Source organism: Paenibacillus sp. FSL R5-0470, assembly GCF_037975205.1.
Lineage (GTDB): Bacteria > Bacillota > Bacilli > Paenibacillales > Paenibacillaceae > Paenibacillus_AQ.
Map to the genome: position 1 here is coordinate 292,978 of NZ_CP150238.1, position 15,956 is coordinate 308,933.

Annotated in this window: 9 protein-coding genes; 5 read left to right on the forward strand and 4 right to left on the reverse strand. The window is 46.2% G+C overall.

What is annotated here, in order from left to right; all coding sequences use genetic code 11:
- The first annotated feature begins 272 nt into the window (after positions 1-272).
- Positions 273-1,406, forward strand: a complete 1,134-nt coding sequence (gene ald / locus MKY99_RS01350; RefSeq protein WP_042184149.1) for an alanine dehydrogenase — start codon at positions 273-275, stop codon at positions 1,404-1,406.
- Positions 1,407-1,914: 508 nt separating this feature from the next.
- Here ald and MKY99_RS01355 read toward each other — a convergent pair.
- A complete protein-coding gene (locus MKY99_RS01355; protein WP_339268246.1) occupies positions 1,915-2,055 on the reverse strand; it encodes a hypothetical protein in 141 nt (46 codons plus the stop codon).
- 153 nt (positions 2,056-2,208) lie between these two features.
- Between MKY99_RS01355 and MKY99_RS01360 the strand changes: the two genes are divergently transcribed.
- The 3 genes from MKY99_RS01360 to MKY99_RS01370 all read left to right on the forward strand — a co-directional run bounded on the left by MKY99_RS01360 (position 2,209) and on the right by MKY99_RS01370 (position 8,336).
- The gene (locus MKY99_RS01360; RefSeq protein WP_339268247.1) at positions 2,209-3,468 is read left to right on the forward strand and encodes a helix-turn-helix domain-containing protein; all 1,260 of its coding nucleotides are present in this window, start codon (positions 2,209-2,211) and stop codon (positions 3,466-3,468) included.
- A gap of 78 nt (positions 3,469-3,546) precedes the next feature.
- Complete coding sequence (locus MKY99_RS01365) at positions 3,547-4,275, forward strand: protein-glutamine gamma-glutamyltransferase (RefSeq protein WP_339268249.1); 729 nt, start codon at positions 3,547-3,549, stop codon at positions 4,273-4,275.
- A gap of 299 nt (positions 4,276-4,574) precedes the next feature.
- Positions 4,575-8,336, forward strand: coding sequence for an S-layer homology domain-containing protein (locus tag MKY99_RS01370; protein WP_339268251.1), 3,762 nt, complete (start codon positions 4,575-4,577; stop codon positions 8,334-8,336).
- A gap of 112 nt (positions 8,337-8,448) precedes the next feature.
- Here MKY99_RS01370 and hflX read toward each other — a convergent pair whose 3' ends face one another.
- Positions 8,449-9,714 (reverse strand): GTPase HflX, encoded by a 1,266-nt coding sequence (gene hflX / locus MKY99_RS01375; RefSeq protein ID WP_339268253.1) that lies wholly within the window; start codon positions 9,712-9,714, stop codon positions 8,449-8,451.
- Between the two features lie 492 nt (positions 9,715-10,206).
- Here hflX and MKY99_RS01380 point away from each other — a divergent pair, with 492 nt between their 5' ends.
- Positions 10,207-11,010, forward strand: coding sequence for a hypothetical protein (locus MKY99_RS01380; protein WP_339268255.1), 804 nt, complete (start codon positions 10,207-10,209; stop codon positions 11,008-11,010).
- 102 nt (positions 11,011-11,112) lie between these two features.
- Here the strand turns inward: MKY99_RS01380 and MKY99_RS01385 are convergent, their stop codons facing one another.
- Positions 11,113-14,133: a DEAD/DEAH box helicase gene (locus MKY99_RS01385; protein WP_339268257.1), complete on the reverse strand. Its 3,021-nt coding sequence runs from the start codon at positions 14,131-14,133 to the stop codon at positions 11,113-11,115.
- Positions 14,130-15,773, reverse strand: a complete 1,644-nt coding sequence (locus MKY99_RS01390; protein WP_339268259.1) for an SWIM zinc finger family protein — start codon at positions 15,771-15,773, stop codon at positions 14,130-14,132. The genes MKY99_RS01385 and MKY99_RS01390 overlap by 4 nt, the downstream gene beginning before the upstream one ends.
- Between the last annotated feature and the right edge of the window lie 183 nt (positions 15,774-15,956).

The window sequence follows — 15,956 nt, forward strand, 5'->3', positions numbered from 1 at the left end:
CCAAACATAACATTCCAATATGGAAGTAGTGCTTTAATTTCATACAAAATCGTCAAAAAGACACTTTAAGCAGTGTCTTTTTTTATGAGATAATGATTAGGGTTGTGTTGGGTACCAAATGACATAAAGTTACTGGGCGGTTTAAGTCGAATCCTTTGTGTAAAAACACAATGATGATAGATAATATTTTAATTTTTTACCAAATTGGGAATACTAAGCGTATGTTATCATTCTTTACATAAGGGATCTACATTAGACGGGAGAGATGAATGATGATTATCGGAGTGCCTAAAGAAATTAAAAATAATGAGAATCGTGTAGCCATAACGCCTGCGGGTGTAGTTAGCCTTATTAAAGAAGGACATCAAGTGCTGGTGGAAGCTGGGGCTGGTGTGGGAAGTGGATTTCCGAACGAAGAGTATGCTTCTGCCGGAGCGAAGCTGATTCAGGACGCAGCTACGGTCTGGAGCTCTGCCGAAATGGTGATGAAAGTGAAAGAACCGCTCGAAAGCGAGTACCCTTATTTCCGTCCAGGCCTTATTTTGTTCACGTATCTGCATCTTGCGCCTGAACCTTCTCTGGCCGCTGCGCTCAAAGACAAGGGTGTCTTTGCCATCGGGTATGAGACAGTTGTTCATGAACGTACCTTGCCGTTATTAACACCGATGAGTGAAGTGGCGGGCCGGATGTCTGTTCAGCTTGGCGCTCAGTTTTTGCAAAAAAACTATGGCGGACAAGGGATTCTTCTCTCCGGTGTTCCCGGGGTTAGTCGTGGCAAAGTTAGCATCATCGGCGGTGGAGTAGTAGGTACAAACGCTGCAAAAATGGCTATCGGTTTGGGTGCTGATGTTACAATTGTTGACCTCAGTGCAGAAAGATTGCGTCAATTAGATGATATTTTTGGGGCACAGATCAATACGCTGATCTCTAACCCTTACAATATTGCCAAAGTGGTAGCTGAGGCAGATCTGCTGGTAGGTGCGGTGTTGATTCCGGGTGCGAAAGCACCGAAGCTGGTTACAGAAGAAATGGTCAAGACCATGAAGCCGGGATCGGTGATTGTCGATGTGGCCATTGACCAAGGTGGTATCGTAGAGACGATCGACAGAGTGACAACACATGATAATCCTGTATTTATCAAGCACGGCGTGCTGCATTATTCTGTTGCTAATATGCCGGGCGCTGTGGCCAAAACTTCGACGATCGCTTTAACCAATGTCACCGTTCCATACGCCCTGCAAATTGCCAATAAAGGTGTGATTAAGGCGATTCAGGATAATGCCGGCCTAAGAAGCGGCGTAAATGTCGCCAACGGTAAAATCACCTGCCAAGCCGTGGCTGAAGCACTTGGCGAGAAACATTTTACGGTAGAACAAGCTATGGAGCAGACGTTCACGATGAGCTAAATAGAGCTAAATTGAGATGAATAGATGCGTTCCAAGTGAGTGGTGATATTTAGGGACAATAGACAGCGAATTCCCGCTATGGGAGTTTGCTGTTTGTTGTTTCTGGGAGTAATATTTTTGGCTCCTTTCGATGTGGGGGAGATCCGGTAGAAGTTTGCTAGTTCGATCCAGGAGGTAGCTAGAATCGGCTTCAGTGTGCTAGATCCAGCAGAAGTCTACTAGTTCGGTGTTAAAGGTTGTAGGACTGCGTTATGAAGATGGTTGGATCGGGTGGATGTGTGTTGGTGATGATTTTTAGGGAAATCCTCCCTAAAAATTACGCGAAAATAGCTTGAAACGCTATAATTAGGGAATTTCTCCCTAAAAATACGAAGAATATGCCCAATAATAACCTGATCGGTTGAATATTAGGGAGTTTTTCCCTGATTAGTAGTAAACCAAGCCTAAAATACAGAATTTTAGGGAGGAATTCCCTAAAAACTCTAAAGGGGCTCTATCAAGTAGCGGTTTAAGTGTTGTCGCGCCACTCCGTCACCTCGCTTCCCGTAATCCGCAGCAACGTAACCTGCAACTCCGTCCCACGCCACTCCATAACCTCGCCATTTCGCAACCAACGTAACCTGTACTCAGCAAATACGCCCCCACGCAACTCTATAACCTCGTAACTCCTCCACCCGGCGATCTCAAGGTCCCGCCATCTCGCCCCATCCCATAATCTTATAGTCAGCGGGGAGCACGCATACTATAATAAAATCACTCTAAAGTACAAGGTTCGGCATTTTTTCAGGCAGGGGTGGGGCTAGTGACGGAAAAGGATCCATTGTTTGATCGTTTCTTCGATAGTATGGAATCGTTGGCGGATGCGATTAGTGAATCTCTTCAATCCCAAGTTACGATTGAGGACAGCAATCACCATGTGATCGGATACAGCTCCCATCAATTTGAGAGTGATTCCGCGAGAATTTCGACCATTATTGGAAAGCGTGTACCTAACGCTGTCATTATTGGCTTACGCAAGAAGGGGATTATGCAGCAGCTTGAGAGCGCTACACGTCCGATTCGGATTCCTGCGGTCATGGAGGTAGGTCTTGGCCCCCGACTCGCTATTTGCATCAAACATCAGAAGGAAATTCTCGGGTACATATGGGTAGTAGATGCAGGCAATCTAGTTGAAGGACACGCAGAGAATATTGTAGAGAAAGCGGCGGCCATCGTTGGTCGTTATATATTGAAGCAACGGGGTTGGAAGACGAAGCAGGAGAAAACGCAGGAGGATTTTTTCTGGAAGCTGCTCACCTCCCATTATGACAATGAAGCGAATATCAAGCAGGACGCGGAAGTTTGGTCGATTCTTTTGCCGGACAAATATTATATTAGCGTGTTTGAGAGTGACAAGGTCATCAATGACCACTTCGTACTTCGGTTTCGGCAAACTATGGCCTCCTATCCGGGGCTGAAATTATTATTTCTGACTGCTGAGCACAATCGGTTAATTATATTGTTTTCATTCAGCTTTCGCATGGAAGGTACGGGTGGTCTGTATTCGTTCATGCACAAAATTATCGAGGATATGCGTAAGAGTGAGAGCTGTATGCTGGCTGCAGGCTGTAGCCTGGATTACACTGAGTATATGTCGGCAGCCATTGCGTACTGGGAAGCGGGTTCCATTCTGGAAATCAAGAAGCTGCTGCCTTTTCATGGCCGAGAGTTACTATTGTATGAGGATATTGGATTTTGGGCGTATGTTCCGGCTATTATAGAGCAAAAACGTAGTCGGACCCGTAAAAGTCCTTTACTGTATCCCCTAAAAGAGCATGATCGCGAGCATAAAAGTGATTTTCTAAAAACCATTGCCGTTTATTTATCACTCAGTGGAAACTTGAAGGAATCCGCCGCTTTTTTACATATTCATACCAACACATTGCTGTACAGATTAAATCGCATAGCAGAGATTACGGGAAAAAGCTTAAAGGACACGGGATACCGCACTTCTTTATATTTGGATATTTTGACGGAAGAGACCAGGCAGCTCAATCAGTGGTTTGTTGAGTCAGGGGAATAAAATGAATTAAGCACCAACTGGGCAGCGAACACGTACAATAACCTATATTTAGAACCTATAATATTGGAGGGACTAAGCATGGTGAAGGAAGTTCGTTCACCCGATGCCCTTGACTTTGAACGGAAAATGAGAGACAGCATCGTGGAATCGGCGGAAGCTTTAAATAACAGTGGAGCGGATTTTGCAACATTTGATGAGTCGCGCTGCAACCCGCAGTTTTGGACGCGTACAGATATTGGAGGACTACAGCTAAACGCTGGTGTGGCGCCTTCGGTGGGGATAAAAGACATTTTTCAGAACGGACATTTATATGCCTTCGAATGTGCGACAGCGATGGTCATTGTTATGTACAGGGCGACAATTGAAGCTATAGGTGAAGAAGCCTTTAATAGGTATTTTACTGATTTATTCTTATGGGATTGGAACTACGACGAGAATCTGCGCTTAATTACGAACTATAATAAGGATCAGATGCTGCGGGGAGATATTGTGTATTTCAGGAATCCAGATCATGCGCCTAGCAAGCCAGAATGGCAGGGTGAGAATGCTGTTAAGCTTGAAGAAGACCTGTATTATGGCCACGGCATTGGGATAACCACTGCAGAAGTCATCATAGCCTCACTTAATGAGGAAAGATCGCCCGGAAGCAATACCTCAGCTTTTCTTACGAATGAGTCGATACATCCTGATTTTAATTATTTACAGCGACTATCTACAGGTTCTGTCTTACCCGGAGCGGAAAATAGAGGCTCTGAGTGCACTGTCTTTTCAAGAATTGGGACTAGAAGTTACATTTATAAGATTTAACAGCTAAGAGGGTCCCAAGAAGAGTAATCTTCCTGAAAAATCACTTCACCATCCGTTTGTCCGTCATACGTAGTTTCAGTAAAGACACCATCTAGGGTGTCTTTTTTTCGTGTGGATTCAATAGTTCTAGTTCGTAGTCATTAAAGCTTGAGCAGCTGTATTGCACCTCTTTGTGACTCTTGCATATTACGTCATGCATACAATTTAAATCTTTAATAATAGCAAAGGTTTAATTTTACATTGAACTGTTATAGTACTCATTGATCAATACTTTACTAACAGGGGGGAAGGATAAGCGCATGAATACATTACGTAAGACAATAGTGATTGCATCAGCGATAACGTTGCTAGGAGGAGGGTTTAATACAGACTTTAGTCAGAATAATTATGTCTACGCAGCAGATGATACTACGCCATCCATCCTGGTCGAAGATTTTGAAGATGGAATCAATGATGTGAAATTTAATCCTAAACGTATGTATAATGCTACGCTGCATTTGGAAGATAACAAGAAGCTTGTAAGAAATGGGCAATATTCGGCTAGAATTGATTACGATATGATCGGCATAGTAGATAACCCCTCTCAAATTGAAGTCGGGTATAAAACGGGGAATATCCCAGTTACAGGTTACCCTACTAAAGTAGGCATGTGGGTTTATGCAAACAATGAAGGACATTTGCTGACGACAAAATTTAGAGATATAGGCGGATCTTCTTTCCAGGCAGAATTTTATGATGTAAATCAAGTGGGTATCAACTGGTCCGGCTGGAAATATATCGAGGCAGATATTCCGCAGGGTAAACCGGGTCCGATTGTTCTTGAATTGTTTTTCCAATTGAAACAATCGAATATGAGCAAGAAAAACAAGGGCTCTATTTGGGTAGATGATATTACTTTTATCTATGATGAAGTTGATGAGGATAAGGACGTTCCTGCCATTAAACCTAAAGCCCCTGTTGAAAATGAAGTCTTAAACACTCCACTTGATGAATTGAAGGTTGAGCTGACAGATAACGGATCAGGTCTGGATTTGGGTACCTTATCTGTTCAGTTAGATGGAACGGATATCACGGATGAAGTGCACTATTCTCCAGATACAAATTTATTAACTTACCCAGGAGAATATGTAGATGGCGGTTATCATGAGCTTGTGATTGAAGTGAAGGACAAGAATGGTAACCCGGCAGCAAAAAAACTCACCTTCACAATAAATGCAGGAGAGCGTTTGTTCATGACTGCAGACGAAGAAGCAATAAGTAATGAAATCTATCCTGTTCATATTAATATTAAAGATTACTTGAAAGCAGAGCAGGCAAAATTCAGCTTAAATTATGATGCAAGCACCCTTCAAGTTGAAAGCATTACTCAGGCGGCTGGAGTCTCCCTAACCTCAGATATTGATAATGAGCACGGCATGGTTCAAGTAGCACTTGATAACGTAATAGCAGCAGCTCAAAATGTCGTTACTGTTAACTTCAGAGTGAGCTCTCATGCCGTTTTAGAGCGTGGCGAAGCGTATAAAACCATAACAATGAGTAATGCGAGTCTTACTGCTGGCGGCGTTCAGACGAGTACACCATTAGCTGCGCCTATTCATTATACAATCGGTTTCCCCTATCAGCTGAAAATGACGGGAGTTGGTTTGGGTACACCTTCTACCTTTACAGTGTTAGACCATGGAGGCAAGCCGTTTGAAGGTGCGGATATTGTTTTCACTGGATTATTAAAGCAAAGCTCAGTCGCTACAGTTAACACTGTTACGTCTAGTGTATATGAGGATGATGATACATCTTCTAATGTAATCATGGTTGCAAATGATGGTGAACGTTACTATGCTTCAACAGCAGCTAAGAATGGATTTTACGAGGTTATTCTCGCAGACGGACAAACAACAGGTTATATCCCTGAAGCTGATGTTAGTAGTCAGTTATTGAGCGGCAGCCTTGGTAAAACAGATGCCAAAGGACAGTTAATAACAGACCTCACTACATTGGCACTTGGAACCTATCAGGTACAAGCAGTCATCGGTGATCAGAACAGTAAGGTTGTCAATTATGAAGTTGTAGAGCAGTATGGTATGAATGAACCGCAATATATTCAAACCTATGTCGCAGAGGATATGTCTTCACAACTGAGTGCTGCCTGGCAAACAAAACCAGATCAAACCTCTACGTATATTCAATACATCGAAACTGGTGAATGGGGAGCAGGTGCAAGCCCAGACAACAATAAAGTAAAGCAGCAGCAAGCTGAGAGTGAGCTGCAGGTGCTTAGTATGAAGGAAAATGGAACGAAGGGTGAAATCCGGTTTCATAATGTCCTGGTTAAGGGCTTGAAAGCAGATACCACTTACAAATATCGTGTAGGCTATGAAGACCAATGGTCGGAGTGGCATGAATATTCTACTGTCGATCAGGATAAATCAACACCGACCTCATTCTTGTTTATTACGGATTCCCATACGAATCAACTACCAGGATTACAAATCTATCAAGAGCTAATGACTAACGCTTTGACACAATATCCATCAACACAGTTTATTATGCATGGTGGAGATATGGTTGATGTGGGCGGCGCATTCGAAGAATGGCAAAAGTTCTGGCTAGCATCTTCTGTTTATGCAACAAAACTCCCGACTGCACTAACACTGGGCAACCATGATGTGAAGAGTGAAGGGAAGGATGTGTTCACCAAAGGTGCGAATTTCCCGGAAAACGGACCAGAATCCCAACTGCAATATGCTTACTCCTATGAAGTCGATGATACTCATTTTGTCGTATTGAACTCAGAAGGCACAGAGGAACAGATGGTTGATCAAGCATCATGGTTAAAGGACGATTTGGATCAGAATGATAAAAAATGGACTGTCGTTATGTTCCACCGTCCAGCTTATCATACAGAGAATGGCCGAGAATCCCTTGTTGAGTACACCCAAACCTATTTTGCACCCATATTAGAAAAGAAAAAAGTCGATTTGGTTCTGGTTGGTCATGATCATGTATATGCGCGCACCTATCCAATGATGGATGGAAAGCCAAATAAAGCTACCAATGAGGGTACTGTATACCTTGATGGTGGTGCTTCAGGCTGGAAATTCTATGATGGCACCCAATATAATTATTTGAATTATATTTTTGATGAAGACGTTCCTGTATACTCCGCTATTAAAATTACTGAGGATGCGATTCATGTGGAGGCACGTACAAGTGCGGGTACATTAATCGATGAGTTTTCTGTCAAGAAAACAACGGAAACTGAGACACCAACACCAACACCAACACCAACACCAGCACCAACGCCGACACCAACAGCAACGCTAACACCACCAACATCAACACCGTATTCAACAGCAACGCCACCAACATCAACACCGACACCAGCAGCAACGCTAACACCACCAACACCAAAGCCAACAGCGATGCCAACACCGCCAATATCGACATCGAAGCCAACAGCGTCGAAGCCGGTATTCAACGACAAGGTAAATGTAGATGCAGTTAAAGCTATCGTGGAAAAAGAGAAGTCTGCTCCCGCTATAAACTTTACGGATGTTCCGGCATCTTCGTGGAGTGCCTCTGTAGTGGAGCGTGCAGCTAAGATGGGGATTGTAACGGGTTATAGTGATGGTTCTTACCATCCGAATCAAAAGGTAACTCGCGCCGAGTTCGCCACAATGGTAGCAAAAGCTTTTGGTCTACCGAATTCAAGCGGTTCATCTTTCTCTGACACGCAAGGGCATTGGGCTTCAGAATCGATTGCAGCATTACAAGCTAAAGGGGTAATTACGGGTTATAGTGATGGCTCTTTCCATCCGAATCAAGAAATTTCCCGCGCTGAGATCGTTGCAATGCTTGCTCGGCTGACAAACTATGTTCCTAACGCATCCAATCTATTTTTGGATGTAGCTACGAACTGGGCTTCAGAACAAATCAATGCTTTTGCAACTGCTGGCATAGTAACTGGTAAAGGCAACGAATTGTTCAAACCAAATGATGCTGCATCCCGTGCGGAGTCGGTTGCGATGATCATTCGTTTGTTGGATAAATTACTTGCACACTAAGTGAAATGTTTCGGGTAGTTAACCGGATTCAGCTCCACCAATAAGAAAAAGAAGGGGCTGTCCCTGAGTCATTTATGACTTATGGGACAGCCCCTTTGCTGTGTCTAATAGCCTAAAGCTCAACAAAGTCGTTGCGGAATTTCTCGAAATCAGATTTTCTACATTCTAGCGCAAGCCGTGTGCCTGTTTCTTCATAGCTAGTGGATTGAACATGGGCATGCTCGTTGAAATAGGAGACTACATTGCCGCGATCAAATGGAATCAGAATTTCACACTGTACATAATCCGTAAACACATGGCTGCGAATCAGATCTGTAAGTTCAGCTACCCCACTATTTTGTTTGGCAGAGAGATAGACATTGTCACCCTCAAGGTGAGGGTAAGGCAAGTCAGTTAGGTCAGCTTTGTTGTAGGCATAAACCGTTGGAATTTGGTCCGCGCCGAGCGCTTTCAAAGTCTCATCAGTGACGGCCATATGCTGCTCATGCTGTGGATCGGAAATATCGACTACGTGAATCAATAAGTCAGCTTCGGTCACCTCTTCGAGCGTGGAGCGGAAGGCTTTGACCAGATGATGGGGAAGCTGGCTGACGAATCCGACGGTATCTGTTAATAAAAAGGTTTTGTGATCCGGTAGCTCAATGCTCCGAACGGATGTCTCCAGCGTAGCGAATAACATATCCTTGGCGAACACTTGCTTATTAGAGCCGGGATGATACGTCTCCACGATCACATTCATTAAGCTGGACTTGCCGGTATTTGTATAGCCGACGAGACAGACGACAGGAACCTCATTCTTATGCCGCTGCTTTCGCTGAATTTGGCGCCTTGCTACTTGCTGTTGAAGCTCAACTTGTAACGCTGAAATGCGTTCTTCTATTCTTCTGCGATCCAGCTCCAGCTTCGTTTCACCAGCGCCTCTGTTCTTCAGCCCAGCACCACCGCCTTGTCTTCCGAGGGATTCTCGGAGACCTGTCAGGCGGGGCAGCATATACTGCAGCTTGGCTACTTCTACTTGCAGCTGTGCTTCTTTGGTCTTTGCTCGTTCTGCGAAAATATTCAAGATCAGAATCGTTCGGTCAATGACCTGACGGCCTAGAGAAGACTCCAAATTGCGAATCTGTGAAGGAGACAGCTCATCATTAAAAATAACAATAGGAGCATCATGTGCTTCTAAGAGCGCAGATACTTCTTGGATTTTGCCTGTGCCGATATAGTGGGAAGGGTTGATCCGGCTTGCCTTCTGACTAAGTTCTCCGACAACTTCTATGTCACAGGCAGCTGCCAGATTACTGAGTTCTTCTATCGAATAATCGAAGTTTGTTTCGTTTTGTAGCTGGACACCGACTATAATAGCTTTTTCTCGTAGTTGTTCCATATATTTATTCATCCTCCAGTAGTAAATAGTAAACGCAAAAAAACACAGGACATCTGCCTGTGCTTACGGTTCGTTAGAGGACGTCAGAACAAATGTGTAAGGAGAAATCTCCGTTACGACATTAGGGTCTTCCATAGATATATCGAATTAAACAACGGCTGGGGCGTAGGGAAATGATAACCTAATCCCTTACGAGTAGCAGTTGGTTTGTTGGCTTCTATGGAGTTAAATGGGTAGACCTATCCTGAGTCCTCTGCACATGGGCAGAGCTTTAGCGCTATTCAATTAGCCGCGCAAAGTTCTAACTCGGATAAAGTCTATCACACGTAACCCTCCGTTCATAAAAAGTTAAGTCGAGTTTACCACATCCTTTATTTGGTGGCAAATCTGTATTTTATGCTCGGTGAAGCACATCTCTATTTTAATATCAATCCAAGAATTCTAAAAAATGATTGCATACCATATATATATAATTTGATATGAATAGGAGGTGTGACGACATTGCCTGTCCTCTCTACAAACACCATCATTAATTTACCTGTCGACGGTACTCGTCCAATAGATCAAGTTGTGATCAAAGTGGTTAACAATGGATCAGCTGGCGCGGCTTGTTATTTAACGGGTTTAGCCAATAGTGCAAGTCCTCAGACAGTCTTTATTGAAGAATTATTTGAGCTGCAATATCGGGAAACGTCAAGCAAGACCTACACTATTGTAGAGGATTTATTCCAATTTAATTTTGTGTATTCACAGGAACAATTGAAGATTCAGGTTTTTCTTGTGGATGTGAACGGTGTCTGGACAGCTGTTAATCTGGAAGTGTTTCAAGTAAGCCGTATAACCTCGGAAATCCGTGATAATGTATCGGTTACATCGACTGACTTCGCGGCGATTAGCTTTATGAGGAGTTCTGCCTTTACTATTCCACAAGGTCTTGCGGCTGAGATTAGACCGGCGGCTTTAGATATTCTATCCAAAAGACCTGTGCGATATATGGTCGTCGCAGGTGGCACTCTGGATGGGACATTCGAAAATTTCCCAACGCCAACTACGGATATTCCTGTCACGGACACGGCATTGCTGGTGAATTACACCTGCACTACGGTCACGGGTGGAAAGGTGATTATGCAAGGTACAGGATCGGGAATCTCCGGTGCTTATGCGAATTTGGCTGTTAATTTGCTTAACGAGCGACTCTCTTACGAGCTTCAGAATGAGCCGGTTACTTTGGTGGTTAACTCACTTTCAGGTGATGATGATCTCGCAGTCACCTTTAAGATGTCCGAGCAATGGTGAGCGTTCTTTAATCCAGTACTGAAGATAAATTCTACTGATTGAAAAAAGGAACATCCGCGTAGATGCGAATGTTCCTTTTGATGGTCGTTGCAAGCGTTAAGATTAGTCTGTTAAGCCTCTCCGTAATGTAAATAGGTCTTTCAAAGCCTCAGTAGACAGCTCGGTAATCCAGCCTTCGGAGCTGGAGATGACATTATCACTTAGCTGCTGCTTACTCTCCAGCATCTCATCAATCTTTTCTTCGAGCGTCCCGAGAGCGATGAACTTATGCACCTGTACATCACGCGTCTGGCCCATCCGATAGGCGCGGTCTGTCGCCTGATTCTCAACGGCCGGATTCCACCAGCGATCGAAGTGAAATACGTGATTGGCTGCGGTTAAGTTCAGACCGACACCTCCGGCTTTGAGAGAAAGGATGAATACATTCGGCTGATCAGACGGTGGTGCATCTGGACGTCTGGACCCTTCGTCCGCGGAAGATGCAGGCGTCTGGAATCGCTCAATCATTCGGTCACGCGCCTGTTTGGAGGTGCTTCCGTTCAAATAAAGGACAGGCTCCCCAAGCTCCTGCTGTAGAACAGCCTGAAGCATTTTTCCCATCCCGACATATTGCGTAAAGATGAGACAGCGCTCATCCTCTGCACGCAGTTCCTTAACCATATCCAGCAGTCTTTCAAGTTTAGAGGAACGGTTAATGAGTAGACTGGTATCCAGTTTATTATCCGAATCGGTTTCAGGGAGGGCCTCCTTAGTCACAAGCATCGGGTGATCACATAGCTGCTTAAGTCCGGTCAAAGCCCCAAGAATAGCGCCCTTACGCTCAATACCTTCCAACTTCTGCATACGGTCGAGCAGTCCGTTTACGGTCTGGTCATAGAGCGCAGCTTGTTCAGCTGTCAGATGGACATAGGTCTTCATCTCGTTTTTATCTGGAAGATCGAGCTGAATATTAGGATCCTTTTTCTTACGGCGTAGCATGAACGGCTTCACGAGATTCTGTAAGTCCGCTGTACGCTTCTCGTCGCGTTCCTTCTCAATGGCATTACTGAATCGGTCGTTAAAGGCTTTGGCACTACCCAGATAACCTGGGGTTATAAAATCATAAATGGACCACAGCTCAGATAATCTATTCTCAATAGGTGTTCCTGTCAGCGCAATCCGGTGTAAAGCCGGGAAGCTGCGCACAGCTACCGACTGCTTCGTTTGAGCATTTTTGATGTTCTGTGCTTCGTCCAGGCAAATCGCCGCCCAAGTGAATTCCTTCAGCAACTCCTGATCAAGCGCTGCAGTCGCATAAGAGGTGAGTACCACGTCAGCTTGCGAAGCAGCGCCATAGAAGAATCCTGCGTCCAAACGGCGACTTCCGTAGTGCAGCATCACATTCAAAGAAGGCGCAAAGCGCTGCAATTCCTTCTGCCAGTTGCCCAGCACGGAGGTAGGGCAGATGATCAGAGCAGGCCACCCCGGAGGGTCGGTCTGGCGACGGGATGAGCTAGGATCGGTATTTTCTTTGATATGAAGTAAATATGCGATGAGTTGGACGGTCTTGCCAAGCCCCATATCATCGGCTAGACAAGCCCCCAAACCGAATTGACGCAGGAAAGTCAGCCAAGCATATCCTTCATGCTGATAGGTGCGTAGCTCTGCCTGGAGTCCTGCGGGCACTGGAGGCTTCGGCCACTGTGAGCGCTGGCCGAGCTGACCAATGAGGCTGATCAAATGCTCGTTTAGCTCTACCTCGAGCCGCAGGCGCGCAGCATCCTCTTGAAGCTGCTCTTCTGTAGCCTCAGCATCAGCTTCCTCACTCGCTTGCAGCAAATGAAGCTGAAGCACATCTTGGAAAGATAAGCCTTGCGACTTGTCCATACCAGCCATGGCTCTTTGGATTTGCGCCAGCAGCGCGGGATCGAGCGAGACCCATTTGCCTTTGAAGCGGACGAGTCGTTCTCCTCTTGCGACCAGCTCGGCAAATTCAGCTTCGGTGAGGTCGACGTCGCCGATGGAGATTCGCCAATCGAAATCGATGATCGAATCGAGGCCGAACAGCGACTCGCCGCCGCTGCGTTTGTCCTCGCCGGAGCTGATCTTGGCGCGGAGGCGCGGTTTTTTTCGGCTGGCGGCTTCCCACCACGCCGGCAACAGCACTTGCCAGCCTGCTTCCAGCAGCCGCTGGCTCTCGGCGGTTAAGAACCGCCAAGCGATGGCATCGCTGAGCGGTTCGGCCAGCACGTCGCCGCCCGCCGCGAAGCGCTCGGGCGGCAGACTGCCGCGGAGGCGCTCCAGCCATCCCGCGGCGCGTTCGTGCACGTGGGCCGACCATGCTGTCGGCCACAAGCCGTGCGGCTCGCCATCATCGGCGAGCCTGATGGGAACAAGCGCGGATTCATCGCGCTTGTCCTGAAGGATCAGCTGGAGCCGCCAAGGGGATTCATCCCCTTCCGGCTCCAGCAGCTGAAGTGCAGGCCGGAAAGGCGCGGTATCCGCCTTCCAGCCAATGGCGATAAGCCATGCAGCGGTATCCATGCCCGCTGCAAGGGCCCCGCTTCTATCGAATAGAAGCGGGTACTCGCTCCGGAGGTCGCCTGCTTCGGCCTCCGTGCTGTAATACCTCTGCGACACGGCGGCGGAGAACGCCGCGCGTAACCCACGGCTAAATTCGCTGCCGCCATTTAGCGCCTCAAGGGCCCCTTTGGCAGTGTCATTCTCCACTGCCACCTGCGCCAAAGCGCCCTCATCCCAGGTCCATTGCAACCTCCCGGCACGATAAGCGGAGATATCGGGAATATACTGTTTGTTCTCCAGACATATAGCCAGAAGTGGCGCCAGTTCAGTCAGGTGAGCCGCATCGCCCTCCCAGTTCCATTCGATGTGCACCAGCAGCTTCTGCTCTGCAAAGAAAGGGATGACCTGCTCCGCAGGTAGAATCACTAGCTCTACACCTTCGCCAGCTGGTTGAACCGTTAACTCCGTTCCATAAAAAGACGCCTCATGCCAGGCGAATAACCGCTGTTTAAGCTGCAAACCGGGCACGAGATCTTCTCTTTCATTCATTCCGTATATTAAGGCGTCGCCATACTGGCTTAATGCAAGCCGGATGGTCAGCGTGCGCAAATGCATGTTCATGGTATTAGCTTTCCTTTCCGAAGCTCCTCTTGCAGCGCACGGAGTCTGCTGTGCTTTGTGGTGAAGGCAATGAGGAACTCTTCCCACCGTTCTTCTTGTTTCATTTTTTTATACAGCTTGGATAATCGTTTCAATAGTTTCACAGCCGCCTTGTAGCTATGTCTATTCTTATCCAGCACAAATCTTTCGACGGCCTGATGGTAGAAGGGGAGCAGAACTTCAGGTGCGTTTTTCTCCATAGGCTGGAGGTCTGTAACACGAAATTCGGAAGGCAGCTTACCGATGGACAGTTGATAATCCATCCATGTCTGCCATTTTTCATAGGTAATTAACTTCTCTTCGTATACTTCTCCAGAGATAGGTAACATAGTGGCTAATGTATTCCACATTTGCGGCTCAGCTTCAGGAAGATGGCGAACGGCCTCTTCCCATCTGTTCGAATAGTTATTCAGATTATAGAGTCTGCTGCTCAGCAGTGGACCGATCTGAGCAAGCCAGCCCACCAAGCGTGACCATTCACCTGCATCCAGAAGCGGGGAGGTGAAGCTCATAAGCTCATCAGGATGGAGACCTGGGCGCTCGGCAGCTTTATTCAGTAATTCCCATGCCTTTGGGTCATCCTTCAGATAAAAATACATGCGGCTCTGGGCTAACAGCCACGCATGGCGTGACAGGGAAGCGCCTAATTCACTTTCTGCCTGCTGAAGCTGTTTGATTTCATCCAGATAAAGCTTAGTTCCACCTGTATTCGGATAAATCCAGTTTCTCCACAGCAGGTCATAGCACAGTGAAAAAGAGGGCTGATCCCGCAAGCGATCGCGCGACTCCGTCAACATCTCACGCCGCAAGTAGGAGAGGGTCTCGACGATATGCGGCCAAAGATCGTATTCCTGCTCTTGCTCGGGAGACAGCGGGAGTGTGCTTTTTAACAGACGTGTGATTGCTTCCTGTAGCTCAGAGACCGCTACTTGCGTGTAATAGCCGAGTGATGAGGTGAAGGCGACCTGACCGGGTAGATTGGCGGAAGGCTTAGCCAGCTTTTCTAGAAGAAAAAGATGGGCATGCAGGGTAAATAGCTTGTCCATTTCCGGTGATAACTTCGGCTTAAATTTAGTAATGGAAGATAATGCTCGATCCACATATTCAGGATTCCGAGTGGTATGTGCCAGAGGCGTGATGCAGAACGCAAAATACTCGCGCCACTCTGTGATGCCTCCGTCAGCGATCCGGCTGGCATGTTCTTTTAGCTGCTGCTGGTGCTTTCCATCGGTTCCGACAGGTGAACTACTTGATGTTTTTGGGAGAAAAGATGCGGCTTTGGCGTTAGCTAGAACTTGTACAGACCTATTCTGTTGTTCAGCAAAACTGAGCAGTACAGCGGCCATATGCTTGCAATGACCTGAAACAGGGCAGTTGCAATGGCACCGAGTGAAGCTGTCCAGATCAATAGTAACGCGGTAATCCTCTCTACCTTCAACAAGGGCATTGATCTTAGATGGCTCCGTCATAGTGAACGAACGAATACGGCTTTGCTTATAATATTGGAACCCTCGTTTGAGGGTGAGGTCATCGAAATAATAGGCGACATTCTGGATGAGCTTACTCCACTGCGTATCATCCATAGTATAGGTTGGTTGCATACAATTGGTCTCCCGTAAGAAAAATGGTCGTTATTTGACCTTCATTATATCATTTCTTTTTGAGTAGGATGTTTTGGGGTTGTAATGAAAGCGAAATTGCCGGCTTGTATGGAACGTGGGGCCTAAACATATACTAATCGTGCTGAATTTTGAAGTATAGATCAAACAAAGGTCAAAAAAGGT